Genomic DNA, 25,126 nt, shown 5'->3' on the forward strand with positions numbered 1-25,126 from the left:
GTGACGTCCTCAGTGGGCGACCGCGGCGGCGCCGTGCTCGTCGACGAGCGCCCCGGTGACGAATCGATCAAGGGAGAAGGGGGCGGCGAGGGGGTGCGGGTCGTCGTGGGCCACCGTGTGGGCGAAGCACCAGCCCACGCCGGGGGTGGCCTTGAAACCGCCGGTGCCCCACCCGCAGTTGAGGTACAGGCCGTCGACCGGGCTCAGCCCGACGATCGGCGAGGCGTCCGGCGAGACGTCCACGACGCCGCCCCAGGTGCGCAGCACGTGCGCCCTGGCGAAGACCGGGAACAGCTCCAGCGCCGCGGCCATCTGCCGTTCGATGATGTGGAAGGCGCCGCGCTGGCGGTAGGAGTTGGCCGTGTCGATGCCCGCGCCCATCACCAGCTCTCCCTTGTGGGCCTGGCTGACGTACACGTGGACGGCGTTGGACATGACGACCGTCGGATGGACGGGCTCGAGCAGCTCGGAGACCAGCGCCTGCAGCGGGTGGCTCTGCAGCGGCAGGTCGATGCCGGCCGTGGCGGCGACGACCGAGGTGTGCCCGGCGGCGCACAGCGCCACCCGGCCGGCCGCTATCGCGCCGCGGGTGGTGTCCACGCCGGTGACCCGGCCGCCGCTCACCCGCAGCCCGGTGACCTCGCAGTTCTCGATGAACTCGACGCCGAGCGCGGCCGCGGCCCGGGCGTACCCCCACGCGACGTAGTCGTGCTTGGCGATGCCCGCGCGCGGCTGGAAGGTCGCGCCGAGCACCGGGTAGCGGACGTCCGGGGAGACGTTGACGATCGGGCAGACCTCTTTCACCTGCGCCGGATCCAGCCACTCGGCGTCGACGCCGTTGAGCCGGTTGGCCTCCACCCGGCGTACGCTGTCGCGGACGTCCTGGAGGCTGTGCGCGAGGTTGAGCACGCCGCGCTGGCTGAACAGCAGCGGGTAGCCGAGCTCCTCCTCCAGCCCCTCCCAGAGCTTGAGCGCGTGCTCGTAGATGCCCGCGCTCTCGTCCCACAGGTAGTTGGACCTGATGATGGTGGTGTTGCGGGCCATGTTGCCGCCGGCCAGCCAGCCGCGCTCCAGGACCGCGACGTTCGTGATGCCGTGGTTCTTGGCCAGGTAGTAGGCGGTGGCCAGGCCGTGGCCGCCCCCGCCGACGATCACCACGTCGTAGGCGGCCTTGGGCTCGGCGGCGCTCCACAACCGGTCGGGGTGGTCGGGCAGGTCGGCTCCGGGGGGACGCGTCATCGGGCCTCTCCATAGAGGGGGTGCTTGCCGGCGAGGGCTTCGACCCTGCCGCGCAGGAACGACAGGTCGGCGCCGGGGATCAGGGCGCCCGCGATGACGTCGGCGACCTCCTTGAAGTCGCCGGCGGCGAAGCCGCGCGTGGCCAGGGCGGGCGTGCCGATCCGCAGCCCTGAGGTGACCATCGGCGGGCGCGGGTCGAACGGCACGGCGTTGCGGTTGACCGTGATGCCCGCGGCGTGCAGCCGGTCCTCGGCCTGCTTGCCGTCCAGCTCGGAGTCGCGCAGGTCCACCAGGACGAGGTGGACGTCGGTGCCTCCGGTGAGCACCTTGACCCCGGCGGCGACGGCGTCGGGGGCCAGCAGCCGGTCGGCGAGGATCCGCGCGCCCTCCACCGTGCGCCGCTGCCGCTCGCGGAACGACTCCTCGGCTGCGATCTTGAAAGCGACGGCCTTGGCGGCGATGACGTGCTCCAGCGGCCCGCCCTGCTGGCCGGGGAACACCGAGGAGTTGATCTTCTTGGCGAGGTCCTCGGTCGACAGGATGACTCCGCCGCGCGGGCCGCCGAGGGTCTTGTGCGTGGTGGTGGTGACCACATGGGCATGCGGCACCGGAGAGGGGTGCAGGCCGGCCGCGACCAGGCCGGCGAAGTGCGCCATGTCGACCATGAGATAGGCGCCCACCTCGTCGGCGATCCGGCGGAAGGCCGCGAAGTCGAGCTGCCGGGAGTAGGCCGACCAGCCGGCGATGACGAGCTTCGGCCGGTGCTCGCGGGCCAGCCGCTCCACCTCGTCCATGTCGACCAGGTGGTCGCTCTCGCGCACGTGGTAGGCGACGACCTTGTAGAGGCGTCCGGAGAAGTTGATGCGCATGCCGTGCGTGAGGTGGCCGCCGTGGGCCAGGTCGAGGCCGAGGATGGCGTCGCCGGGCTCCAGCAGGGCGGCCATGGCCGCGGCGTTGGCCTGGGCGCCGGAGTGCGGCTGCACGTTGGCCGCCTCAGCGCCGAACAGCGCCTTGACCCGGTCGGCGGCGAGCCGCTCGATCACGTCGACGTGCTCGCAGCCGCCGTAGTAGCGCCTGCCCGGGTAGCCCTCGGCGTACTTGTTGGTGAGCACCGAGCCCTGGGCGGCCATGACCGCCACGGGCGCGAAGTTCTCCGACGCGATCATCTCCAGCGTCGAGCGCTGCCGGGCCAGCTCCGCCTCGATGGCGGCGTGGACTTCCGGGTCCGCCACGTCCAGCGGGGTGTCGATCATGTGACGTCCTTTCCTAACCGCGCAGCCGGGTCATCGCCGGGTCGAACAGGGGCTCCTCGGCCACCACGGCTTCGACGCGCCGGTCGAAGTAGCCGATGTGGACACTCTGGCCCGGGGTGGCGAGGGAAGCGGGCAGCCACGCGTAGGCGATGCCCTTGCCGATCGTGTATCCGTAGGCGGCGCTGGTGACGTAGCCGACCGCGCGTTCGCCGTCGTACACCGGCTCCCTGCCCATGACGACCTCGCCGGTGAGCAGGCAGGCGAGCCGGCGGGTGACCGACTCCTTGCGGGCTAGCAGCGCGTCGCGGCCGATGAAGTCGCCCTTGTCCAGCTTGACCGCGAACCCGAGCCCGGCCTCGTACGGGTCGTGCTCGAACGTCATGTCCGTGCCGAAGGAGCGGTACCCCTTCTCCAGCCGCAGGCTGGTGAAGGCGCCGCGGCCGGCGGCGATGACGCCGTGGTCGCGGCCGGCCGCCCAGAGGGTGTCCCACAGCTTGAGGCCGAGGTCGGCGGTGGTGTAGATCTCCCACCCGAGTTCGCCGACGTAGGACAGGCGGAGCATCGTGACGGGCACGTTGCCGATGTAGGCGCGGGTGCCGCGGAAGTAGCGCAGCGCGGTCAGGTCGGCGGTGGTGAGCGGCTGGACGAGGTCGCGCGCCTTGGGTCCCCAGACGCCGATGCAGCAGGTGCCGGGGGTGACGTCGCGCAGGTACACGTCGGCGGGGCGGTGCCGCTCCAGCCAGTCGAGGTCGAGGTTGCCGTTGGCGCCGACCTGGAAGTGCTGCGGGCCGAGCCGCGCCACGGTGACGTCGCTGCGGATGCCGCCGTCGGTGTCGAGCAGCAGGCAGTACGTCACGGAGCCGACAGACTTGTCCACGTCGCCGGTGGTGAGGCGCTGCAGGAAGGCGACAGCTCCGGGGCCGCCGACCTCCAGCCGCTTGAGCGCGGTCATGTCGTACATGGCGACGGACTCGCGGGTGACCTGCGCCTCCGCGCCGACGATCGGCGACCAGTACCGGGCCGCCCAGTCGCCGGGGACGGGGATCTCGCGGCCCTGCGGCAGCGGCTCGTTCGCGCCGTACCACTGCGGGCGCTCCCAGCCGGACGCCTCCAGGAAGACCGCGCCGAGCTCCTGCTGGCGGGGGTGGAAGGGGCTGGTGCGCAGCGGGCGGGGATCCTCCATCGGCTGGAGCGGGTGGATGATGTCGTAGACCTCGACGTAGTTCTGGCAGCCGCGGGCCAGCACGTAGTCGGGCGCGATCTGGTGCGGCTCGAACCTGTTGACGTCGCACTCGTGCAGGTCGAACGACGCGCAGTGGCCGTCGATGAGCCACTCGGCCATCGCGCGGCCGACTCCGGCGGAGTGGGTGACCCAGACCGCCTCGGCCACCCAGAAGCCCTCGACCTCGCGCGACGGGCCCATCAGCGGCAGGTGGTCGGTGGTGAAGGAGAACAGCCCGTTGATGCCCTCCTCGATCTTGGCCGAGCGGGTGGACGGGAGCAGCTCCTGGGTTTGCGACCAGGCGTCGGCGAAGTCGTCGGGGGTGAAGGTGAGCACCGACGGCATCACCTCGGCGGCGTCGACGGACAGGATGTCGTCGGAGTCGACCGGCATGGGGCGGTGGCCGTAGTAGCCGATGCCGAGGGTGTCGAAGCGCTCGCGGTAGTACAGGTCGGCGTCCTGGTGGCGGAGGATGGGCCGGGAGGCTTCGACGGCCTGGCCGGCCAGGTCGGGCACCTGCCCCGTCCAGGCGAGCTGGTGGGCGAGCGGGGTGAGCGGCAGCTCCATGCCGACCATGCGGGCGACCCGCGGCCCCCAGATCCCGGCGCAGCACACCACGATGTCGGCGGGGATCTCCCCTTGGTCGGTCACCACCGCGGTGACCCGGCCGCCCTCGGTCCTGACGTCCAGCACCTCGTGCCGGGGCAGCACCCGTACGCCGCGCTCGCGGGCCCGGGAGAGCTGCGCGTCGACCGCCTTGACCGCCCTGGCCAGGCCGTCGGTGGGGATGTACAGCCCGCCGAGCACCTTGTCGCGGTCGAGGAGGGAGTGCCTGGCCACGCTCTCCTCGGGCGAGAGCAGATGGGTCTCGATCCCCCAGGAGGCGGCCCAGCCCTGGCGGCGGCGCAGCTCGGCGAGCCGTTCGGGGGTGGTGGCCACTTCGAGCCCGCCGACCTGGTGGAAGCTGTCCAGCTCGACGAACTTCTCGACGGTGTAACGGGCCATCTCGGTCATGGTCTTCGAGCCGTTGATCTGGAACACCAGACCGGGGGCGTGGGAGGAGGATCCGCCGGTGGCGGGCACGTCTCCTTGGTCGACGACGGTCACGTCGGTCCAGCCGCGAGCGGACAGTTCGTCGGCGAGAGCCGCGCCGACCACGCCCGCGCCGATGATGACGACGCTGGGGCCCGTCATAGCCACCTCCGTTGTTGCGATGCATGCAACCAAGCGCACTGTTCGCAACAAGCGTCGCTCGCCGCGTTCCGGGTGTCAAGGGTGTGTTCTGTCTTATTCCGTACGGTTTGCGGTGCCTGCGCACACGCGCGCGCCCGGCCCGATCGAGTCGTCGACCGGGCCGGGCGCGAAGGGGAGGATCTCAGCTACTGGGCAGCCAGGCCTTGACCTTGTCGGGGTTGTCGGTCACCCACTTGGCGGCCGCCTCGTCGGCCGACATCTTGTCCTCGGCGATGTACTTGGCCACGAGGTTCTGGTCGTCGTTCGTCCAGGTGAAGTTCTTGACCAGGGTGTAGGCGGGGCTGCCCGAGTCCGCGAACTTCTTGCTCACGATCTTGTCGAGCTCGTACGGCGGATAGTCGCACGCCACCTTCTCCGCATCGGCGTCGCAGCCCTCCTTGTAGGCGGGCAGGTTGACCTTGACCAGCCTGAGCTCGGAGAGGAACCACTGCGGCTCGTAGAAGTAGCCCAGGATCGGCTTCTGCTGCTTCTCCGACTGGCGGAAGGCCGTGATGAGCGCGGTCTCGCTGCCCGCGTACACGACCTTGTAGTCGAGCTTGAGGTTCTTGACCAGGGCCTCGTCGTTGGTGACGAACGAGGGATCGCCGTCGAGGAGCTGGCCCTTGCCGCCGGACTCCGAGGTCTTGAACAGGGAGGCGTACTTGTTGAGGTTGTTCCCGTCGGTGATGTCGGGGTACTTCTCGGCCATCCACGGCGCCACGTACCAGCCGATGATGCCCTTGTTGCCGGTCGGCCCGGCGGACACGGCGACCTTCTGGTCCTCGATGTACTTCTTCTTGAGGTCGTCGTGAGCCCAGTTCTCGACGACCGCGTCGACCTCGCCGGTGCCGAAGCCCTGCCAGGCCACCTCCTCCTTCAGGTCCTTCTTGACCACCTTGCAGCCGAGCTGCTTCTCGGCGACGTACGCGATCACCGCGGCGTTGGCCTCGTAGCCGACCCACGGGTTGATCGCGATGTTCACGGTGCCGCAGGCCTTCGCGCCACCGCTGGCCGCGGGCTGGGCCTCACCGACCTTCGCTCCTCCGCACGCGGTGAGCAGGAGGCCTGCGCCGGTCATGAGCACGGCGGCCCGTACCTTTCCGCTCCTGGTAACTGACACCTGGTCCTCCTGTATGTCCTCCGGCCGGCGGCCGGGTTCAGTTCTGATGTGTTCCACCGTGCGCCGCCTTGTCGGCCCGCTCGGTGGCGGCCCGCATGATGCGGTCGAGCACGATGCCGAGCACGACGATCGCGAGCCCGGCGGCAAGCCCCTTGCCCCGCAGCTGGTGCTGCGAGAATCCGGCCACGACGTCGTAGCCGAGCGCTCCCGCGCCGACCAGGCCGCCGACGACCACCATGGAGAGCACGTAGATGAGTCCCTGGCTGGCCGCCAGGGTCACGGCACTGCGCGCCATCGGCAGCTGCACCTTGGAGATGAGCTGCCAGCTGCTGGCCCCCGCCGAGGTGGCGGCCTCGACGGTGGTCGGGGAGACGGCCCTGATGCCCTCGGCGACCAGCTTGATCGCGACGGGCGCCGCGAACACCACGGCCGCGATGATCGCGGTGAACCGCGTCGGGCCGAACAGGCCGAGGATGGGCACCAGGTAGACGAAGGCCGGCATCGTCTGCCCCGCGTCCAGCACGGGCCGGAGCACCATGTCGGCCCGGTCGCTGCGGCCCATCCACACCCCGGCCACCATGCCGAGCAGCATGACCAGGACGGTCGCGACGAGCGTCGAGGCGAGCGTGACCATGCTGTCCTGCCACAACCCCAGCACCACCAGCAGCAACAGGCCGGCCGCGGTGGCCAGCGCGGCCCGCGCGCTGCCCACCAGCAGGGCGACGGCCACGGCCACGGCGGTGACGAGCCACCAGGGAGAGCCGGTCAGCAGCGCCTGGAACGGGTTGAGCAGACCGTTGGTGAGCAGGTTCTTCACGGCGTCGGTGTAGGTGACCAGGCTGTCCTGCACCCACAGGCTCGCGGCGTCGGCGGCGCGGCGCACGTACGAGCCGAGGTTGGCGTCGATGGGGAACTCCGCCGCCCAGACGTAGGTGTAGGACAGGTAGGCCAGCACGGCGGCGACGCCGAGGACGCCCGTCACCTCCAGGCGGCGGCCCCGCACCGTGCGCAACCGCCCGGCCCGGCGCGCGACCTCCAGGCGGCGGCTGGCCGCCGAGGTCACCCGGTCGAGCACCACCGCCATGATCACGATGGCCAGCCCGGCGTTGAACGCCGTCCCGACGTCGAGCGTCTGCAGCGCCTTCAGGACCGTCTGGCCCAGGCCGGGCGCGTCGATGAGCGCCGCGATGGTGGCCATGGACAGGGCGGCCATGATGGTCTGGTTGACGCCGACGATGATCGTCTGCTTGGCCATCGGCAGCCGCACGTGGCGCAGCGCCTGCGCGGAGGTGGCGCCGAGCGAGGTGCCGGCCTCCAGCGTGTCGGGCGAGACCTGCCGGATGCCGTGCGCGGTGATCCGGATGGCCGGCGGGATCGCGTAGATCATCGTGGCGACCGTCGCGCTGGCGGGGCCGATGAGGAAGAACAGGGTGAGCGGCGCCAGGTAGACGAACGTCGGCATGGTCTGCATGAAGTCGAGCACCGGGGTGACCAGCCGGTGGAACCGGTCGCTCAGTCCCGCCCACACTCCGAGCGGGATGCCGACGGCCAGCGACAGCACCACCGCGGTCAGCGTGAGCGCCAGCGTGTCCATGCTCTCCTGCCACAGACCCAGCACGCCGAAGGCGAGGAACCCGGCGGCGGTCAGCAGCGTGACCCTCAGGTTGCCGTACAGCCAGGCGATCGCGGCGGCCAGGCCGACCACGCCGAGCCAGCCGAGCACGGGGAGCGGCCGGCCCATGGCGGGCTGGCTGATGAGGGCCTGGACGAACGTCACGGCCTCGTCGAGGAAGAGCCGGATGTAGTTGATGAAGTAGAGGAAGAACGGATTGCTGTTGCGGCTGTCGTCGATGGCGTCCATGGCCGCGCTGAGCCCGGCGTGCAGCGGCGTCAGCTCGGCTCCGCCGAGCGCCAGCGTGTCGCGCCCGCGCAGCAGCACCCAGCCCGCCGCCCAGAACGCGATCACGAGGGCGATCAGGTACCTGCGGGCGGGCAGCCGGGCGGCGAAGGACGTGGTCGCGGAGGCGGCCGTCATTGATGCGGCCCCCCTGCGATCACCTCGAGGATCTCCGCGCTGGTGACCACGCCGAGCAGGCTTTCGCCGTCCATGACGCGCACCGGCCGTTCGGCGGAGAGCACCGCGTGGACGGCGTCCCGGATGACCACGTCGGGGCCGAGCTCGGGCCCGTCGAGCGGCTCGTCGGGCAGCGGCGGGCGCATGATCCACCGGAGCGTCAGCACGTGCGAGCGCGGGATGTCGCTGACGAAGTCCCTGACGTAGTCGTCGGCCGGCGCGCCCACCACCTGGTCGGGCGTGCCCACCTGGACGAGCTCGCCGTCGCGCATGATGAGGATGCGGTCACCGAGTTTGAGTGCCTCGCTGAGGTCGTGGGTGATGAACACCATCGTCTTGCCCACCTCGTGGTGCAGCCGGATGACCTCGTTCTGCATCTCGCGCCGGATCAGCGGGTCCAGCGCGGAGAACGGCTCGTCGAACAGCAGCACCTCGGGGTCGGCCGCGAGGGCCCGGGCCAGGCCGACGCGCTGCTGCATGCCGCCGGAGAGCTGGTCGGGGTAGGAGTTCTCGAAGCCGTTGAGGCCGACGAGGCCGACCACCTCGCGCGCCCGCTCGTACCGGTCCCGCTTGGCGACCCCGCGGATCTCCAGCCCGAAGGCGACGTTGTCGAGCACGCACCGGTGCGGCAGCAGGCCGAAGTGCTGGAAGACCATGGCCATGCGGTGCCTGCGCAGCTCGCGCAGCCGGCGGTCGTCGGCCTTGCCCACGTCCTCGCCGTCGAGCAGGATCTCGCCCGCGGTGGGCTCGATCAGCCGCGTCAGGCAGCGGACGAGGGTGGACTTGCCCGAGCCGGACAGTCCCATGACGACGAACACCTCGCCCCGGCGCACCTCGAAGGAGACGTCGCGGACGGCGGCGACGCAGCCGGTCTGCTCCTTGAGCTCCTTGCGCGTGAGCGAGCTGCCGACGACGCTTTCGGCCTTGGGGCCGAACACCTTCCACAGTCCGCGCACAGAGAGGACGGGAGGGGCATCGATGTCGAGTCCACTACGTTCGGCCACTGACGGCACGGTCATGACTACCTCTTGGTCGTCGGAGCGTCAGTTCGCTGGGAACCACCGCTGGGGGCGCGGGCGGGTGTTCTGCCACACATGCTTGATCTCGCGATATTCGTCCAGGCCGGTCGGGCCGAGCTCGCGGCCGATGCCCGACTGCTTGAAGCCACCCCACTCGGCCTGGGGTACGTAGGGGTGGTAGTCGTTGATCCACACCGTGCCGTGCCGCAGCCGGCCCGCCACCCGCTGCGCCCTGCCGGCGTCCTGGGTCCAGACGCCGCCCGCCAGGCCGTATTCGGTGTCGTTGGCGAGGCGGACGGCCTCGTCCTCGGTGGTGAAGCGCTCCACGGTGAGCACGGGGCCGAACGACTCCTCGCGGACCACGCGCATGCCCTGCTTGCACTCGTCCAGCACGGTGGGCCGGTAGAAGAAGCCGGGCCCGTCGAGCCGGTGTCCCCCGCAGCGCAGGACGGCGCCCTCGGCGAGCCCCGCCGCCACGTACTCCTCGATCTTGGCCAGATGCGCGGCGGAGATGAGCGGGCCGGTGTGGGCCTCGGCGTCGTACGGCCCGCCCAGCCGGATCAGCTCGGCCCGCCGGACGACCTCGTCGACGAACGCGTCGTGCAGCGAGTCCTCCACCAGCAGCCGTGCCCCGGCCGAGCAGACCTGGCCGGAGTGCAGGAACACGGCGGTGAGCGCGAAGTCGACCGCGGTCTCGAAGTCGGCGTCGGCGAAGACGATGTTGGGGTTCTTGCCGCCGAGCTCCAGCGCCACCCGCTTGACCGTGGCGGACGCCGCGGCCATGATCCGCCGCCCGGTGTCCACGCCGCCGGTGAACGACACCAGGTCCACGTCCGGGTGCTCGGCGAGCGGCGCCCCCGCCGCCGGGCCGGCGCCCAGGACCAGGTTGGCGACGCCCGCGGGCAGGCCGGCCTCCTCCAGCGCGCGGATCAGCAGGATCGCGGTGCTCGGGGTCAGCTCGCTGGGCTTGAGCACGAAGGTGTTGCCGGCGGCGAGCGCGGGCGCCACCTTCCAGGTGGCCTGCAGCAGCGGGTAGTTCCACGGTGTGATCAGGCCGCACACGCCGACCGGCTCGTAGACGATGCGGCTGATCGCGTCGTCGCGCCCCGTGTCGATCACGCGGCCCGCGTCGGTGCCCGCGACGCCGGCGAAGTAGCGCAGGCAAGCGACGGAGTCGTCGACGTCGTACTCGCTCTCCACCAGGCGCTTGCCGGTGTCGCCCGACTCGGCGCGGGCGAAGACCGCGCGGTCGCGCTCCAGCAGGCCGGCCACCTTGGACAGCAGGGCTCCGCGCTCGCGGGCGGGGGTGGCAGGCCACGGACCCCGGTCGAAGGCCTGTCTGGCAGACCGGATAGCGGCCACGGTGTCGGTCGCGGAGGCTTCTGCGACCGTGGTAACGAGACTGCCGTCGGCGGGCGAGTAAATGCCGCGCTGTCCACCGTCGGCCGGCTTGGTCCACGTGCCGCCGATATAGAGATCGGTCATCGGCACACCTTTTGATCGTTGCGTATGGCGCAAGTCAATGCTGATTGAGGAACAGGATTGACGCCCTCCACGCATTAGTCAAGGCCTAGCAGAAATCACTTGACGAATCGCCTCGCTGTTATTTCCGCTGCGTCGCGCCCTGGCCTCTTGACTACAGCATGCCTGGAGAGACACCCTGTTGCGCATAGACCACCATTGTGCGCCATGCGCAACACGCTAGGAGGTGCGATGTCTCCTCGGCCCGATCCTGGACGCGAGTTCATCCTCACGGTCTCCTGTACCGACAAGCCAGGCATCGTGTACGCCGTGACCAGCTTCCTGGTGCAGCACGGCGGCAACATGCTGCAGAGCAAGCAGTTCAACGACCGCAGGGGCGGCGGCTTCTTCATGCGCGTGCACTTCGCGGCCCAGCACGGGCTGGAGGAACTGCGCGCCGGCTTCGCCTACGTCGCCGACTCCTTCCAGATGACCTGGCGGCTCAACGACGCCTCGACCCCCACCAGGGCGCTCATCATGGTGTCGAAGTTCGGCCACTGCATGAACGACCTGCTCTTCCGCCGGCAAGTGGGCGGGCTGAACATCGAGATCCCCGCGATCGTCTCCAACCACCCCGACCTGGAGCCGCTCGCGACCTCCTACGGCCTGCCGTTCCACCACGTGCCGGTGACCTCCGCGGCCAAGGCCGAGGCGGAGGCCAGGACCCTGGAGCTGGTCGAGGAGTACGACGTGGACCTCGTCGTGCTCGCCCGCTACATGCAGGTCCTGTCCGACGACATGTGCAAACGACTAGAAGGGCGGGCCATCAACATCCATCACTCCTTCCTGCCGGGGTTCAAGGGCGCCAAGCCGTACCACCAGGCCCACGAGCGCGGAGTGAAGCTCATCGGCGCGACCGCGCACTACGTCACTGCGGATCTCGACGAGGGCCCGATCATCGAGCAGGACGTCGCCAGGGTGGACCACGAGCTCGACCCCGACGACCTGATCGCGGCGGGCCGGGACGTCGAGGCCCAGGTGCTGGCCCGCGCCGTGAAGTGGCACAGCGAGCACCGCGTGCTGCTCAACGGCGACCGCACGGTCGTCTTCCGCTGAGGCTTCAGCGGAGAAATCGCGCCCGCTGAGACGCGCGAAAAGAGGCGGTGGGGCCGCGGCGGGCCCCACCGCCTCTTTTCACGTCTTCTGGTGCCGGTAGAAACCGGCGGTCTCCGGCGAGAGCGGAGTGTTGCCGAGGATCAGGTCGGCCGCCTTCTCCGCCAGCATCATGACCGGCGCGTAGATGTTGCCGTTGGTGACGTACGGCATGACGGAGGCGTCCACCACACGCAGCCCGTCGACGCCGTGCACGCGCATGGTCTCCGGGTCCACCACGGACATCTCGTCGATCCCCATCTTGGCCGTGCAGGAGGGATGCAGGGCGGTCTCGCCGTCCTTCGCGACCCAGTCGAGGATCTCCTCGTCGGTCGCGACGGACGGTCCCGGCGACAGCTCCCCCGTGCTGAACTCGGCCAGCGCGGGCTGGCCGAGGATGCTCCTGGCCACCCTGACGGCCTCCACCCACTCCCGGCGGTCCTGCTCGGTGGACAGGTAGTTGAAGCGCAGGGCGGGGTGCTGCCGCGGGTCGGTGCTCTTGATCTTCACCGAGCCGCGGGCGTCGGAGTACATCGGCCCGACGTGCACCTGGTAGCCGTGCCCGCCCGCGGGCGCCGAGCCGTCGTAGCGGACGGCGATGGGCAGGAAGTGGAACATCAGGTTGGGGTAGCCGACGTCGTCGTTGCTGCGGACGAAGCCGCCGGCCTCGAAGTGGTTGGTCGCCCCAGGCCCCTTGCGCAGGAAGAGCCACTGCGCGCCGATCCACGGATGGCGCCACTTCTGCAAGTTGGGCTGCATCGAGACCGGCTGGGAGCAGCCGTGCTGGATGTAGACCTCCAGGTGGTCCTGCAGATTCTCGCCGACGCCCGGCAGGTCGTGCACCACGCCGATGCCCAGCGCGGAGAGCTCACTCGCGTTGCCGACGCCGGACAGCTGCAGCAGTTGCGGCGAGTTGATGGCGCCGCCGCACAGGATGACCTCTTTGGCGCGGACAGTGCCGCCGTCGTACTCCACGCCGACCGCTCGCGTGCCCTCGAAGAGGACTCTCGACACGAACGCGCGGGTCTTGACCGTGAGGTTCGGGCGCTTGAGCACCGGGTGCAGGTAGGCGCGGGCGGCGCTGAGCCGGCGGCCGCCGCGGATGTTGCGGTCGAAGCGGGCGAAGCCCTCCTGGCGATAGCCGTTGACGTCGTCGGTGAGCGGGTGGCCGGCCTGCTGGACGGCCTCGAAGAACGCCCCGAAGAGCGGCGTGCCTGCGGGCCCGCGCTCCAGTACCAGCGGCCCGTCGTGGCCGCGGAAGGGGGTGCCCGGGTCGGCCAGGCAGTTCTCCATCCGCTTGAAGTACGGCAGGCAGTGCGCGTAGTCCCAGTTCTTCATCCCCGGGTCGGCACCCCAGCGCTCGAAGTCCATCGGGTTGCCCCGCTGGAAGATCATGCCGTTGATGCTGCTGGAGCCGCCGAGCACCTTCCCGCGGGCGTGGTAGATCCGCCTGCCGTGCATGAGAGGCTCGGGCTCGGACTCGTAGCGCCAGTCGTAGAAGCGGTTGCCGATGGGGAAGGGCAGGGCCGCGGGCATGTGGATGAACACGTCCCACGGATAGTCCGGGCGGCCGGCCTCCAGGACCAGCACGCGCGTGGCAGGGTCCGCGGAGAGCCGGTTGGCCAGGGCACAGCCCGCCGAGCCACCTCCGACGATGACGAAGTCGTACTGCTGTGACGTCATGGTGCCTCGTCTCATCGCACGTTTCACCGAATTGTATCGCTATACGCACCGCGTTTCACTAGGTGCAACATGAGATCTTTTGGCGTTACGTTCGACGCGAGTTCCTTGTAGCACTTACAGTTTCGCTATGAGCAACGACTCGGGCAGTGGAGGCGTGCAGTCCGTTGACAGGGCGATCAGCGTGCTGGAGATCCTGTCCCGCCGGGGCGAGGCCGGAGTCAGCGAGGTGGCGGCGGAGATCGACGTGCACAAGTCGACCGCCTTCCGGCTGCTCGGCGCGCTGGAAGCACGTGGCCTGGTGGAGCAGGCCGAGGACCGCGGCAAATATCGCCTGGGCTTCGGCATCATCCGGCTGGCCGGCGGGGTCAGCACGCAGATGGACATCATCCAGCGGGCCCGGCCCGTCTGCCACCGGCTGGCCGAGGAGATCGGGGAGACGGTGAACATCGCCGTGCTCCGCTCCGCGTGCGCGGTCAACCTCGACCAGGTCCGCGGCCCGTCGGCCGTCACCGCCTACAACTGGGTCGGCCAGATCACCCCTCTGCACGCCACCTCGAGCGGCAAGGCGATGCTCGCCCACCTCGACGACAACGAGCTCGCCCGGCTGCTGTCGGACGGGACGCTGGAGAGCTTCACCTCCCGGACGATCACCGACGTCGACGCGCTGCAGAAGCAGCTCGCCGAGACGCGCCAGACGGGCTACGCCTTCTGCCTGGAGGAGCTGGAGGACGGGCTGAACGCCGTGGCCGCGCCCATCCGCGCCTACCACGGCGAGGTCGTCGCCGCGGTAAGCGCCTCCGGGCCTGCCTACCGCTTCAGCGCCGAGCGCATTCACGAGCTCGCGCCCGTCCTCATCGGCGGGGCCGCCGAGATCAGCCGGCGGCTCGGCTACGCGGGCTGACCCGCTCCGGCCTCATCGCCACGCGGCCTTCGCCGCTCGCCGCTATCCGATCCGGTCCTGGACCCACTCGTGGAAGCCGCCGATGTGGTGCTCGCTGGGCACCAGCACGCCGCCCTGGGCGTACGTGCGCGAGCTCATCGCGGGCTGGCAGCGCTCACAGGCGTCGAAGTCCTGCTCGTTGACCCGGTGGAAGAGCTCGACCGACTTGTCCAGATCCTTGCCGCCGGCCACGACGTCGGGGAGATAGAGCCAGTCGCACTCGACCACCGTGCGGTCGACGGCGAGGGGGAACATGCGGTGCAGGATGACGTGGTCGGGCACCAGGTTGATGAAGACCTGCGGCTTGACGGTGATCGCGTAGTAGCGCCGGTCCTGCTCCTCGCTCAGCGTCGGGATGCGGTCGAGCCCCTCCGAGCCGTCCACGGTGAAGCCCTCGACCCGCTCGCCGAACTCCGCGCCGTGGCCGACGAAGTACTGCGCGGCGTAGCCGTCGGCGAACTCCGGCAGCACCTCCGTCAGCTCGGGGTGGATCGTGGCGCAGTGGTAGCACTCCATGAAGTTCTCGACGATGAGCTTCCAGTTGGCCTTGACGTCGTAGACGATCCGCCGGCCGACCTCCAGGTTCGCCACGTCGTAGTTGTCGATCAGCTGCAGCGCGCCCAGCCGCTCCTCCACCGCGCCGTGCACGTCCTGCTCGAACGACGGCGGGTCGTCGGCCAGGCAGACCCACACGTAGCCGAGCCATTCCCGCACGTGCACCTTGACCAACCCGTACCGCACCCGGTCCAGGTCGGCCATCTTGGTCAGGTTGGGCGCCGCGATCAGCTTGCCGTCCAGGTCGTACGTCCACGCGTGGTAGGAGCACTGGAAGGCCCGCTTGACCTCGCCGGACTCCTCCGTGCACAGGGTCGCGCCGCGATGCCGGCAGACGTTGTAGAAGGCGCGGACCGACCCGTCACGCGCTCGGCTGATGATCAGGTTCTCGGTGCCGACCTGCACCGTCTTGAACGAGCCCGGTTTGGGCAGGTCGGACGAGCGCACCGCGCAGAACCACATCGTCTCGAAGATGTTCTTCTGCTCCAGCGCGAAGATCTCCGGATCGGTGTAGTAGCGGCCCGGCAGGGTGGGGATCACGCTGGAGGTCGTTGCGGTGGTCACGGGAGTACTCCTCTGGGTACAGGCCGGGTCAATGTCCGCGGCGGATCCAGTCCTCTAGCTGCGGAGCCTCGGCTCCGATGGTGGTGTCGTCGCCGTGCCCGGTGTGCACCACCGTCTCGGCGGGGAGCGTGAGCAGGGTCTGGCTGATGGACGAGATGATCGTGGGAAAGTCGCTGTACGACCTGCCCGTGGCTCCCGGCCCGCCCTGGAAGAGGGTGTCGCCGGAGAACAGCGCGCCGAGCTCGGGCACGTACAGGCACACCGCTCCCGGGGCGTGCCCCGGGGTGTGCAGGACGTGGACGGCGCAGTCGCCGATCCGCAGGATCTGCCCGTTCACCAGCGGCCGGTCGGGCGACGCGGAGGGGTGCGCGAGCTTCCACAGCACCTCGTCGTCCGGGTGCAGCAGCACCGGCGCCCCGGTGCGCGCGGCCAGCTCGGGCGCGGCGGCCACGTGGTCGTTGTGGGCGTGCGTGCACACGATCCCGGCGACCCGGCGGTCACCTGCGGCCTCCGCGATCGCCGCGTCGTCGTGGGCCGCGTCGACGACGAGGACCTGGTCGTCATCACCCAGCAACCAGACGTTGTTGTCGACGTCCCACGTGCCGCCGTCCAGGCTGAAGGTGCCGGAGGTGACCAGGCGCTCGATCCGCATCACAGCACCACCACGGAGCGGAGCACCTCGCCGTGGTGCATCTTGGCGAAGGCCTCCTCGACGTCGTCCAGGCCGATGGTCTCGGTGACGAACGCGTCGAGGTCGAGACGACCCTGCAGGTAGAGGGAGATCAGCATGGGGAAGTCGCGGCTCGGCAGGCAGTCGCCGTACCAGCTCGACTTGAGCGCGCCGCCGCGGCCGAAGACGTCGAGGAGCGGCAGGCCGAGCGTCATCTCGGGCGTGGGGACACCCACGAGCACCGCGGTCCCGGCCAGGTCACGGGCGTAGAACGCCTGCTTGAACGTCTCGGGCCGGCCGACCGCGTCGATCACCACGTCCGCGCCGAAACCGCCGGTGAGCTCCCTGATCCGTTCGACGGGGTCGGCCTCCTTGGCGTTGACGGTGTGCGTCGCGCCGAAGCCGCGGGCCCAGTCGAGCTTCCGGTCGTCCACGTCGACGGCGATGATCGTGGCGGCGCCGGCCAGCCGGGCCCCGGCGATCGCCGCGTTGCCGACCCCGCCGCAGCCGATGACCGCGACGGAGTCGCCCCGGCCGACCCCGCCGGTGTTCACCGCCGCGCCGAGGCCGGCCATCACACCGCACCCGAGGAGTCCGGCGGCGGCCGGGGAGGCGGCCGGGTCGACCTTGGTGCACTGGCCCGCGGCCACCAGCGTCTTCTCGGCGAACGCGCCGATGCCCAGGGCGGGGCTGAGCGGCGTGCCGTCCGCGAGCGTCATCTTCTGGGTGGCGTTGTGGGTGTTGAAGCAGTACTGCGGGCGGCCCCTGAGACAGGAACGGCAGGACCCGCACACGGCCCGCCAGTTGAGGATGACGAAGTCGCCGGGCGCGACGTCGACGACGCCGGGGCCGACGGCCTCCACCACACCGGCGGCCTCGTGGCCGAGCAGGAACGGGAACTCGTCGTTGATGCCGCCTTCGCGGTAGTGCAGGTCGGTGTGGCAGACGCCGCACGTCTGCACCTTCACCAGCGCTTCGCCGGGACCCGGATCCGGCACGAGGATCGTCTCCAGGCTGACCGGCTTGCCCTTGCCCGTCGCGACCACGCCGCGTACTTCATGAGCCATGTTTCACTCCTGTGCTAGCCGGCCTGAACCGGCGCGGTCTCCATATTGCGACGCCAGCGGGTGAACAGCCGGACCTGGTTGACGCCCAGCACCGCCACCGGGCGAGCTGCCTGCCGGTAGACGGCGAGGAAGCTGCCTTCGGCCGGGTCACCCTCCTCCACCGTCACCGTGTCCGCCTCACCGGCACGCCCGATGAACTGGATCTTCATGTCGAACTGGTCGGACCAGAAGTAGGCCGGGCGCGCGGGCTCCGGGCGCGCGGTGCCGCCGGACAGCAGCGTCGCCGCCGCGACGGCGGCTCGCTGGCGGGCGCCGGTCCAGTGCTCGATCCGGTGGTGGTGGCCCTGCGCGGGGTCCCACCAGGCCGCGCAGTCGCCGGCGGCGACGATCCCCGGGACCGAGGTGCCGCCGCCCTCGTCGCAGAGCACACCGTCACCCAGCTCGACGCCGCTCCCCCGCAACCAGGCGGTGTTGGGCACCGCTCCGATGCCGACCACCACGACGTCGGCGGGCAGGTGCGTGCCGTCCCCCAGCCGCACACCGTCGGCCCGGAGCGAGCCGTCACCCGGCCGCACGCCGTCGGCCGGGAGCGAGCCGCCCCCCGGTCGCATGCCGTCGGCCCTCTCCGTGCCCGTCACCTCTGTCACGCAGGCGCCGCCGATCAGCCGGACGCCCCGCTGCTCGTGCCGGGCGGCGATGGCCTGCGCCATCGTGAGGCCGACGACGCCGGCCAGCGGCGCCGGTCCCGACTCCACGAGGGTGACGCCCAGGCCGAGCTCGCGGGCCGTGGCGGCGACCTCGGCGCCGATGAAACCGCCGCCGATCACCACCAGTCTCCTGCCGGTCTCCAGCTCCGCGCGCAGGGCGCGGGCGTCGTCGAGGGTACGCAGCGTGTGCACGCCGCGCAGCCCCTCGGTGCCCGGGAGCCTGCGCGCGGCCGCGCCGGTGGCGATCACGATGCCGTCCGCCACCAGCGAGGTGCCGTCGCTCAGCGTGATACGGCGGGAGGCCGCGTCCAGGCCGGTCGCGGCCACGCCGAGCCGCCATTCGATGCGGGGATCCTCGCCGTCGCCCTCCAGAGCCAGGTCGGCCTCGTCGATCGCGCCCTTGAGGAAGTCCTTGGACAGAGGGGGGCGGTCGTAGGGGCGGTGCCGCTCCTCCCCGATGACGACGAGCCGTCCCTCGTAGCCCTGCTTGCGCAGGGCGCGGGCCGTCAGCAGCCCGGCGAGCGAGGCGCCGACCACGCAGACCGTGTTCACGCCTGGCCCTTCAAGGTGACACCCGGTGGCAGGTTGGGCGGCGCGTCCGACGGCACGACGTAGATGACGTCGTCCTCCACGACGACCTGATGCGTGCGCACCGGCCGCTTCGCGGGCGGGGCGTCCACCCTTCCGGTGCGCAGGTCGAAGCGCGAGGCGTGCAGCGGGCATTCGACCTCGCAGCCCTCCAGCCATCCATCCGCCAGCGAGGCATCCTGATGAGTGCAGGTGTCGTCGATCGCGAAGAGGTCGCCGTCGTCGGTGTGGAAGACCGCGATGGGCGGATCGACATCAAGGCGGAGGGCCTCGCCTCGCGGCAGCGACGCGAGAGGGCACGCTGGGATCATCGTGTCACACCCCGGTTTCACAAAGAGAAACGTCTAGCGCTATACGCAACAGATTGAGGGTGCGGAATGCGGATGTCAAGACCGGTTTGCGGGGACTTGGTGCATGGTTTCTGGTTGTCCGGGTCCCGGTCGCCTGCGACAGGCGCGACCACGCCTCCGTGCGCCCGCTACAACCCCATGACCGACGCCGAACCCGGGTGCCATCGCATGGCGACCGGCGGGCAGACCCTCGCAAAATTCGTCCCAAGTGCGAGCCTGGCGTTCGCCATGGATTGCCGATGATCCAGTAACGGCCCGATATGCACGATGACCAGGCATATCGTCTGACGTGCCTAGCACCCGCCATGGGGCATATGTTGGGTTCACCGGCTCTTCTCCACACCTGACCGGAGCCGATGCGAGGCATCGATGACCACAGCGACACTGAGCACCTCGGCGCAAACGTATATCAACGGGCTGCCCGCCGAGGTAACCAGTTTCATCGGGCGCCGGCAGGAAGTAGCGGCCGTCAAGCGCCTGCTGGGTGACGCCCGCATGGTGACCCTCACCGGGCCCGGCGGCGTCGGCAAGACCCGGCTGTCCCTCCGCGTCGCCGCCGACCTGCGCCGGGCCTTCCCCGACGGGGTCTGGCTGGTCGAACTCGCCGAACTGGACAACCCGGCACTGCTGCCCCAGGCTCTGATCGCCGCACTGAAGATCCAGAATCACTCCGCACAGCCGCCCATCCACGTGCTCACGGAGCACCTGCGCAGGCAGCGGACACTGGTCCTCCTGGACAATTGCGAGCACGTACTCAACGAGGCCGCCGTGTTGGCCCAGACCCTGCTGCGCTCGGCCCCCGGGCTGCGCATCCTGGCCACCAGCCGGCAGCCGCTGGGAATCGCCCTCGAGCAGACGTTCACCGTGCCGACGCTGCCGCTGCCGAGTCGCGAATCCCGCCCCGGCACGCCGTCGCCCATGTCCGACGCGGTCCGGCTCTTCGCCGGGCGGGCCGCAGCCGTCCTGCCCGGCTTCACCGTCACGGACGAGAACCAGGACATCGTCGAGCGGATCTGCCGCCGCCTGGACGGCCTGCCGCTCGCCATCGAGCTCGCCGTCGTGCGGCTGCGCGCGCTCTCGGTCCGCCAGCTGCTCGACCGGCTGGACGACCTCTTCCGGCCGCTCACCGCGGGATCGAACGCGACCGTGCCGCGCCACCGGACGCTGCGCGCCCTGATCGACTGGAGCCACGAGCTGTGCACCGAGCACGAGCGCCTGCTGTGGGCACGCATCTCGGTGTTCACCGGCAACCTGGATCTGGAAGCCGCGGAAGCGGTCTGCGCCGGGGACGGCATCGCCCGCGACGAGATCGTCGACCTTGTGATCGGCCTGGTGGAGAAGTCCGTCCTGATCCGGGAGGACCATCCGTGCGGAGTGCGATACCGGCTGCTGGACACGATCCGGCAGTACGGGCGGGAGCGGCTGACCGCCTCCGGGCAGGAGCAGGCGTTGAAATGCCGCTATCGCGACTACTACCGGCAACTGTCGCGCGAGGCGCGGGCGCAGCTGTTCGGCCCCGCGCAGGTCAAGCTGCTGACCCGGCTGCGGGTCGAGCATCCCAACCTGCGCACCGCCCTGGAATACTGCCACGCCGAGCACGCCGGGCTCTGCATCGGCATGGCCAGCGACCTGCTCTACCACTGGATCATCGGCAGCCACCTGGGCGAAGGACGCAACTGGCTCGAACGGGGACTCGCGGACACCGACGAGCGGTCCGAGGTCAGGGCTCGGGCGTTGTGGGCATGCGGCCGGCTCGCCATCCTGCAGGGCGATCAGGCCTCGGCCATCGAATTTCTCACCGAGAGCAGAGCACTCGGCGAGCAATTGGGACTGGAAACGGTCCTCTGCTACGTCGCGCTCTACTCCGGAATGGTCACCATGCAGAAGGGAGACACCGCATCGGCCATCAGCTCCTTCGAGGAGGCGGTGGCCCGTCATCGCGCCGGTGGAGACCCCGCGGGCGAGGTCCAGGCGCTGAAGTGGCTCTGCCTCTCGCACTCATACCTCGGCGACTCAGAACGCGCCGTCGCCGCCGCCAAGGAGGGCATCGCCGTCTGCGACGCTCATGGCGAGAGCTGGCACAAGTCGTACATGATGGCGGCGCTCGGCATCGAGCTCTGGCGCCAAGGCGACACGCGGCGCGCGACCGCCCTGGAACAGGAGAGCCTGCGCGTCTTCCGCGAGCTGGACGACTCGGTCGGGGTCGGGGTCACCCTTGAGGTGCTGGCCTGGATCGCCGCCTCAGACACGGATTGCGCGCGGGCAGGCGAGCTGCTGGGCATCCTGGGTAACGTCTGGGAGTCCATCGGCGCGCCACTCCTGGGGTTCGGCCACCTCATCCCGTACCACGACGAATGCGAGGCCCGTACGCGTCGCGCCCTTGGCAAGACGGCCTTCGAGACGGCCGTCAAGCGAGGCGCCAGGCTCTCCTATGCCCAGGCGCTCGCCTACGCCCTCATGGAGGAAGCGCCGTCCAGCGGCCGATCCGATGAGGCAGGCCCGCCCTCGCCCCTCACCCCACGGGAGACGGAGATCGCCCAGCTCATCGCCCAGGGAATGAGCAACAAGGCGATCGCGGCGGAGCTGGTGATCGCTCAGCGCACCGCCGAAGGCCACACCGAGCGCATCCTGCGCAAACTCGGCTTCAACTCCCGGGCCCAGATCGCCGGCTGGGTTGCCGGGCAGGCCCGCCTCTCCGGTGAAGGGCCTCCTGGCGGCGAATGAGCATGCCCGCGAACGACACGATCTGGACCGTCCCGCCCGCCGAACAGCCGGCGGACTGGCCGCAGACCGACGCTCACGGTTTCATCGGACGAAGACACGAGGTCTCCGAAGTCAGGCGGATCCTGCCCAAGACCCGCCTGCTGACCCTGACCGGTGCGGGCGGGGTCGGCAAGACGCGGCTGGCGCGACGTGTCAGCGAGATCGTGCTGCACAACTACCGGGACGGGGTTCGGCTGGTGGAGCTGGCCACCGTCGAGGACGAGGAACTGCTGGCCCCTGCCGTGGCCGCCGCGCTGGGAATCCGTGACACCGGACAGGACCTCCCGGCCCTGCTGATGGAGCGGCTGGCGGACAAGCGGATGCTGCTGGTGCTGGACAACTGCGAGCATCTGCTCGACGCGTGCGCCCGCCTGGTGCACCAGCTCCTGCGCTGCACCTCGCGGTTGCGGATCCTGGCCACCAGCCGCCAGTCGCTCGGGGTGTACGGCGAGCAGGTGCTGCTTGTGCCGTCACTCCCGGTCCCGGAGCCCGGCGCCAGCACCCGCGACATCGCCCGGCGTGACGCCGTGCGCCTCTTCGCGGAGCGGGCGGCGACGATCCGGCCGGGCTTCCACGTCGACGCGGCCAACGCCCAGGCGGTCGCCCGGCTGGCCCGGCGCCTGGACGGGATTCCGCTGGCCATCGAACTGGCGGCGGTGCGGCTGCGCACGACATCGGTGGAAGACCTCGTGAACGAGCTCGACAAGCGCCTGGACGTACCGGCCGAAGGCTGCCCGAGCCCGCTGGCACGCCACCAGACCCTGCGGGCGACCATGGAGTGGAGCTACGAACTGTGCTCGTCCGGCGAGCGACGGCTGTGGGAGCGGCTGTCGATGTTCCCGGGGGGCACGGATCTGGACACCGCAGAAGCCGTGTGCCCCGGGCAGGGTCTGGCCCGCGAGGACGTGCTGGATCTGATGGCCGGGCTGGTGGACAAGTCCATCCTGAGCGCGGCGGAGCAGCACGGCGGCGGCATCCGCTACCGCATGCTGGAGACCATCCGCGCGTACGGCCGCGAACAGCTGCCCTCCACGGACGCGGAGGCACTGCGCGAGCGCTACATCGACCACTATCGCCGGCTGACGGGGCGCGTGCGCGTGGACAAGATGGAGCCCGCCCAGATCGACTATTACCGGACGCTGACCGTGGAGCTTCCCAACGTGCGCGCCGCCCTCGACCTCTGCTTCGACCGGCCCGGCGACGCGCCCGCCGGGTTGGAGATCGCGTCCGCGCTGTGGGCCCACTGGCTCGTCGCCGGCGCTCTCGGCGAAGGCCGGCACTGGGTGAGACGCGGTCTCGCGCTCGTGTCAGGACCGAGCGTCACCAGGGTGATGGGCCTGTGGGCCAACGGGGTGTTCGCCCTCTACCAGGGCGATCCGGGGGCCGGTGCCTGCCTGCAGGAGTGCCTGGCGCTCGCGCGGCAGCAGGGGGACGAGGCGGCGCTCGCGTTCGCCACCCAGATGTCCGGCGTCGCCGCGCTGTCGGAGGGCGATGCCGAGGGCGGGCTCGCGCTCGTGGAGGACGCTCTCGCCCGTCACCGTGCGCGAGGCGACGTCCACGCCGTGGGGGTCACCTTGTACTTCGCCGCTCTCTATGCCGCCATCATGAGACCGGACCGGGCGGCCGCGTTCGGTGAGGAACTCGTGATGATGTGTGAAGAGCGTAAGGCGACGCTCTTCCACGCGTACGCACTGTACGCGCTCGGCCTGGCCCGCTGGGAGCAAGGCGACTGGCGCCAGACCGAGGCCAAGATGCGGGAGCTGGCCGCGTACTGGAGCGCCGTCGACGACCGATGGGGCCTCGTCCAGTGCTTGGAGGTGCTGGCCTGGACCGCTGGGGCGGCCGGGCGGCACGAGCGGGCCGCCCGGCTGCTGGGCGCCGCCCAGAACATGTGGCGGGGGGTCGCCTCCTCTCCGTCACAGCTGCGGTTCCAGGCGAGGTCACACCAGGAGTGCACCGAGCGGGCCCGCCGCGCGCTGGGGGCCCAGGCGTACACGGCGGCGTTCCGGGACGGAACGCGGCTCGGGCCGTCCCGGACGGTCGCGTACGCGCTGGAAGAAGCATGACGCGACCATCCCTGCGGCGAGGGGCCGAAGAAGGGGCGCCCTAGTTGGGGTTGCCGGCGTGGGTGAGGGTCTCCCAGGCGACGAAGAGGTTGTTGGTGCCCGCCGGGCGCTGCCGCTCGGTGAGGGCCTGGGTGTTGGTCATCGCGATGCCCATGCGGGTGTGGAGGGCGTTGAAGCCGACCTCGGTGACCGGCCCCAGACCGAGGGTGAGGCTCCCACCGCACAGCCACGACGGCACGGTCGCGCCGAGCTGGTACTTGGCGTGCAGTCCGAGCGCGTGCCGCAGCCGGTCGGCGATCTCGGGGTAGAGATCCTGCCCCTGGATCCGGGCCGTCTCGGCGATGTGCGCGATCGCCGCCAGGCCGTACCCGGTGTGGGTGAAGTCGCGGCACGTCTCCTGGGACAGCCCGTCGACGAAGGTGTCCTGCCCGTGCCAGTAGTCGACGACCTCCGCCCGCGTGTCGATGCCGCTGCCGGCCGGTCCCCTGGGGAAGGCACCGTCGCCGGTGAGGTAGATGTACGCGGGCACGCGAGCCCGGAACGTGCTCACGGCCTTGTCGTAGGCGGCCTTGTCCTGCAGGAACACCGCGATCCCGATGGCCGCGTCCATCATCGAGAGCTCCCAGTTGCCGTTCGTCCGGGAGCTGCCGTTGATGATCTCGGGAAGGTAGACGTTCCGGAGCATGGTCGCGAAGCGGTTGACGCCCGTGGTGGACCACCCGGTGTACGTGTACCGGATGATCTCGGCCGCCCTGGGCCAGGATGACCCCGCCCACCCCGTCTGGAGCGGCGCGTTGCTGTTGGCGTGGTCGGTGATCACGGCGGACCAGGCGTCCATGATCTGGATCGCCTTCTCCGCGTACCGGCTGTCCCGCGAGATGTACCAGGCCAGCGCATCGGTGTAGGCGGCGAGCGCGTCCTGGCGCTCGTCCGTGCAGCCGTAGTTGGGATTCGAATACGGGCCGCATTCCACGACGGCTCGCGGCTTCGGGGTCCGCGACAACGACGCCAGCGGACTCGCGATCATCTGATCGTAGGCGCCCTTCCACGGCTGGGTCCCGGCAGTGACCTTGGAGCGGACGAAGTCGAGCTGAGCCTTGCTGACGAGCACGCCGGGATGGGTGAAGACGGCCGGCGCCTTCTGGGCCTCGGCGGCAGGCGGGCCCATGGCCCCGGTGATCAGCGTGATCACCACTGCGATTCCGAGTGACAGTAGGCTTGCGCGGCTACGGGGACGGACCACGAGCTCACTCCCTATTTAGGAAAGTTTCCTAAAAATGGTGAGATCGTAGCTCTGACACAAGCTCTTTACAAGGCTTGCTGAAAGGCGGAAGCCTCTTCCACGCAGCGTGCGACCGCCCGGGCGAGACGCGCGGGGCGTCACGGTAAGTGTGCGGGCT

18 protein-coding genes are annotated in these 25,126 nt (G+C 70.3%); 4 read left to right on the forward strand and 14 right to left on the reverse strand.

From position 1 onward, the window contains the following. Positions 1-9 precede the first annotated feature (9 nt). The 7 genes from EJK15_RS16295 to EJK15_RS16325 form a co-directional block, all read right to left on the reverse strand. Positions 10-1,239, reverse strand: a complete 1,230-nt coding sequence (locus EJK15_RS16295) for a sarcosine oxidase subunit beta family protein (RefSeq protein WP_138711270.1) — start codon at positions 1,237-1,239, stop codon at positions 10-12. Further along, positions 1,236-2,492: a serine hydroxymethyltransferase gene (gene glyA / locus EJK15_RS16300; RefSeq protein ID WP_138711271.1), complete on the reverse strand. Its 1,257-nt coding sequence runs from the start codon at positions 2,490-2,492 to the stop codon at positions 1,236-1,238. Before glyA ends, EJK15_RS16295 begins: the two co-directional genes overlap by 4 nt. Before the next feature lie 13 nt (positions 2,493-2,505). After that, positions 2,506-4,908, reverse strand: coding sequence for a GcvT family protein (locus tag EJK15_RS16305; RefSeq protein WP_138711272.1), 2,403 nt, complete (start codon positions 4,906-4,908; stop codon positions 2,506-2,508). 181 nt (positions 4,909-5,089) lie between these two features. Next, positions 5,090-6,067 (reverse strand): ABC transporter substrate-binding protein, encoded by a 978-nt coding sequence (locus EJK15_RS16310; protein WP_240777011.1) that lies wholly within the window; start codon positions 6,065-6,067, stop codon positions 5,090-5,092. A gap of 37 nt (positions 6,068-6,104) precedes the next feature. Then, the gene (locus tag EJK15_RS16315; protein WP_138711273.1) at positions 6,105-8,102 is read right to left on the reverse strand and encodes an ABC transporter permease subunit; all 1,998 of its coding nucleotides are present in this window, start codon (positions 8,100-8,102) and stop codon (positions 6,105-6,107) included. Then, complete coding sequence (locus tag EJK15_RS16320; RefSeq protein WP_138711274.1) at positions 8,099-9,160, reverse strand: quaternary amine ABC transporter ATP-binding protein; 1,062 nt, start codon at positions 9,158-9,160, stop codon at positions 8,099-8,101. The genes EJK15_RS16315 and EJK15_RS16320 overlap by 4 nt, the downstream gene beginning before the upstream one ends. Before the next feature lie 24 nt (positions 9,161-9,184). After that, entirely contained in the window at positions 9,185-10,645 is a 1,461-nt protein-coding gene (locus EJK15_RS16325) for an aldehyde dehydrogenase family protein (protein ID WP_138711275.1), read from the reverse strand. A 228-nt stretch (positions 10,646-10,873) separates the two neighbouring features. On the opposite strand from EJK15_RS16325, the gene purU reads away from it, so the two are divergent. After that, on the forward strand, positions 10,874-11,737 hold the full coding sequence (gene purU, locus EJK15_RS16330) for a formyltetrahydrofolate deformylase (protein WP_138711276.1): 864 nt from the start codon (positions 10,874-10,876) through the stop codon (positions 11,735-11,737). A 78-nt stretch (positions 11,738-11,815) separates the two neighbouring features. Here purU and betA read toward each other — a convergent pair whose 3' ends face one another. Then, on the reverse strand, positions 11,816-13,456 hold the full coding sequence (gene betA, locus EJK15_RS16335; protein WP_138711277.1) for a choline dehydrogenase: 1,641 nt from the start codon (positions 13,454-13,456) through the stop codon (positions 11,816-11,818). Positions 13,457-13,583: 127 nt separating this feature from the next. Between betA and EJK15_RS16340 the strand changes: the two genes are divergently transcribed. Beyond that, positions 13,584-14,357, forward strand: a complete 774-nt coding sequence (locus EJK15_RS16340) for an IclR family transcriptional regulator (protein WP_206060892.1) — start codon at positions 13,584-13,586, stop codon at positions 14,355-14,357. A 42-nt stretch (positions 14,358-14,399) separates the two neighbouring features. Here the strand turns inward: EJK15_RS16340 and EJK15_RS16345 are convergent, their stop codons facing one another. Genes EJK15_RS16345 through EJK15_RS16365 form a run of 5 tightly spaced genes read right to left on the reverse strand, consistent with a single transcriptional unit; the run spans position 14,400 to position 18,858 of the window. Beyond that, complete coding sequence (locus EJK15_RS16345; protein WP_240777012.1) at positions 14,400-15,515, reverse strand: aromatic ring-hydroxylating oxygenase subunit alpha; 1,116 nt, start codon at positions 15,513-15,515, stop codon at positions 14,400-14,402. 28 nt (positions 15,516-15,543) lie between these two features. Continuing rightward, on the reverse strand, positions 15,544-16,167 hold the full coding sequence (locus tag EJK15_RS16350; RefSeq protein ID WP_138711278.1) for an MBL fold metallo-hydrolase: 624 nt from the start codon (positions 16,165-16,167) through the stop codon (positions 15,544-15,546). Then, positions 16,167-17,252, reverse strand: coding sequence for an S-(hydroxymethyl)mycothiol dehydrogenase (locus tag EJK15_RS16355; protein WP_138711279.1), 1,086 nt, complete (start codon positions 17,250-17,252; stop codon positions 16,167-16,169). The genes EJK15_RS16350 and EJK15_RS16355 overlap by 1 nt, the downstream gene beginning before the upstream one ends. A gap of 14 nt (positions 17,253-17,266) precedes the next feature. Next, positions 17,267-18,511 carry an NAD(P)/FAD-dependent oxidoreductase gene (locus EJK15_RS16360; protein ID WP_171074343.1) on the reverse strand — a complete coding sequence of 415 codons (1,245 nt, stop codon included), beginning with the start codon at positions 18,509-18,511 and terminating at the stop codon, positions 17,267-17,269. After that, positions 18,508-18,858: a bifunctional 3-phenylpropionate/cinnamic acid dioxygenase ferredoxin subunit gene (locus tag EJK15_RS16365; protein WP_138711280.1), complete on the reverse strand. Its 351-nt coding sequence runs from the start codon at positions 18,856-18,858 to the stop codon at positions 18,508-18,510. Before EJK15_RS16365 ends, EJK15_RS16360 begins: the two co-directional genes overlap by 4 nt. A gap of 408 nt (positions 18,859-19,266) precedes the next feature. Here EJK15_RS16365 and EJK15_RS16370 point away from each other — a divergent pair, with 408 nt between their 5' ends. Both EJK15_RS16370 and EJK15_RS16375 read left to right on the forward strand, forming a co-directional pair. Next, positions 19,267-21,621, forward strand: coding sequence for an ATP-binding protein (locus tag EJK15_RS16370; RefSeq protein ID WP_138711281.1), 2,355 nt, complete (start codon positions 19,267-19,269; stop codon positions 21,619-21,621). Further along, the gene (locus EJK15_RS16375) at positions 21,618-23,726 is read left to right on the forward strand and encodes an ATP-binding protein (protein WP_138711282.1); all 2,109 of its coding nucleotides are present in this window, start codon (positions 21,618-21,620) and stop codon (positions 23,724-23,726) included. Before EJK15_RS16370 ends, EJK15_RS16375 begins: the two co-directional genes overlap by 4 nt. 40 nt (positions 23,727-23,766) lie before the next feature. On the opposite strand, the gene EJK15_RS16380 is transcribed toward EJK15_RS16375, so the two are convergent. Continuing rightward, positions 23,767-24,918 carry an alginate lyase family protein gene (locus EJK15_RS16380; protein ID WP_206060893.1) on the reverse strand — a complete coding sequence of 384 codons (1,152 nt, stop codon included), beginning with the start codon at positions 24,916-24,918 and terminating at the stop codon, positions 23,767-23,769. Positions 24,919-25,126 lie beyond the last annotated feature (208 nt).

This window comes from Nonomuraea basaltis, assembly GCF_005893125.1.
GTDB classification, from domain to species: domain Bacteria; phylum Actinomycetota; class Actinomycetes; order Streptosporangiales; family Streptosporangiaceae; genus Nonomuraea; species Nonomuraea basaltis.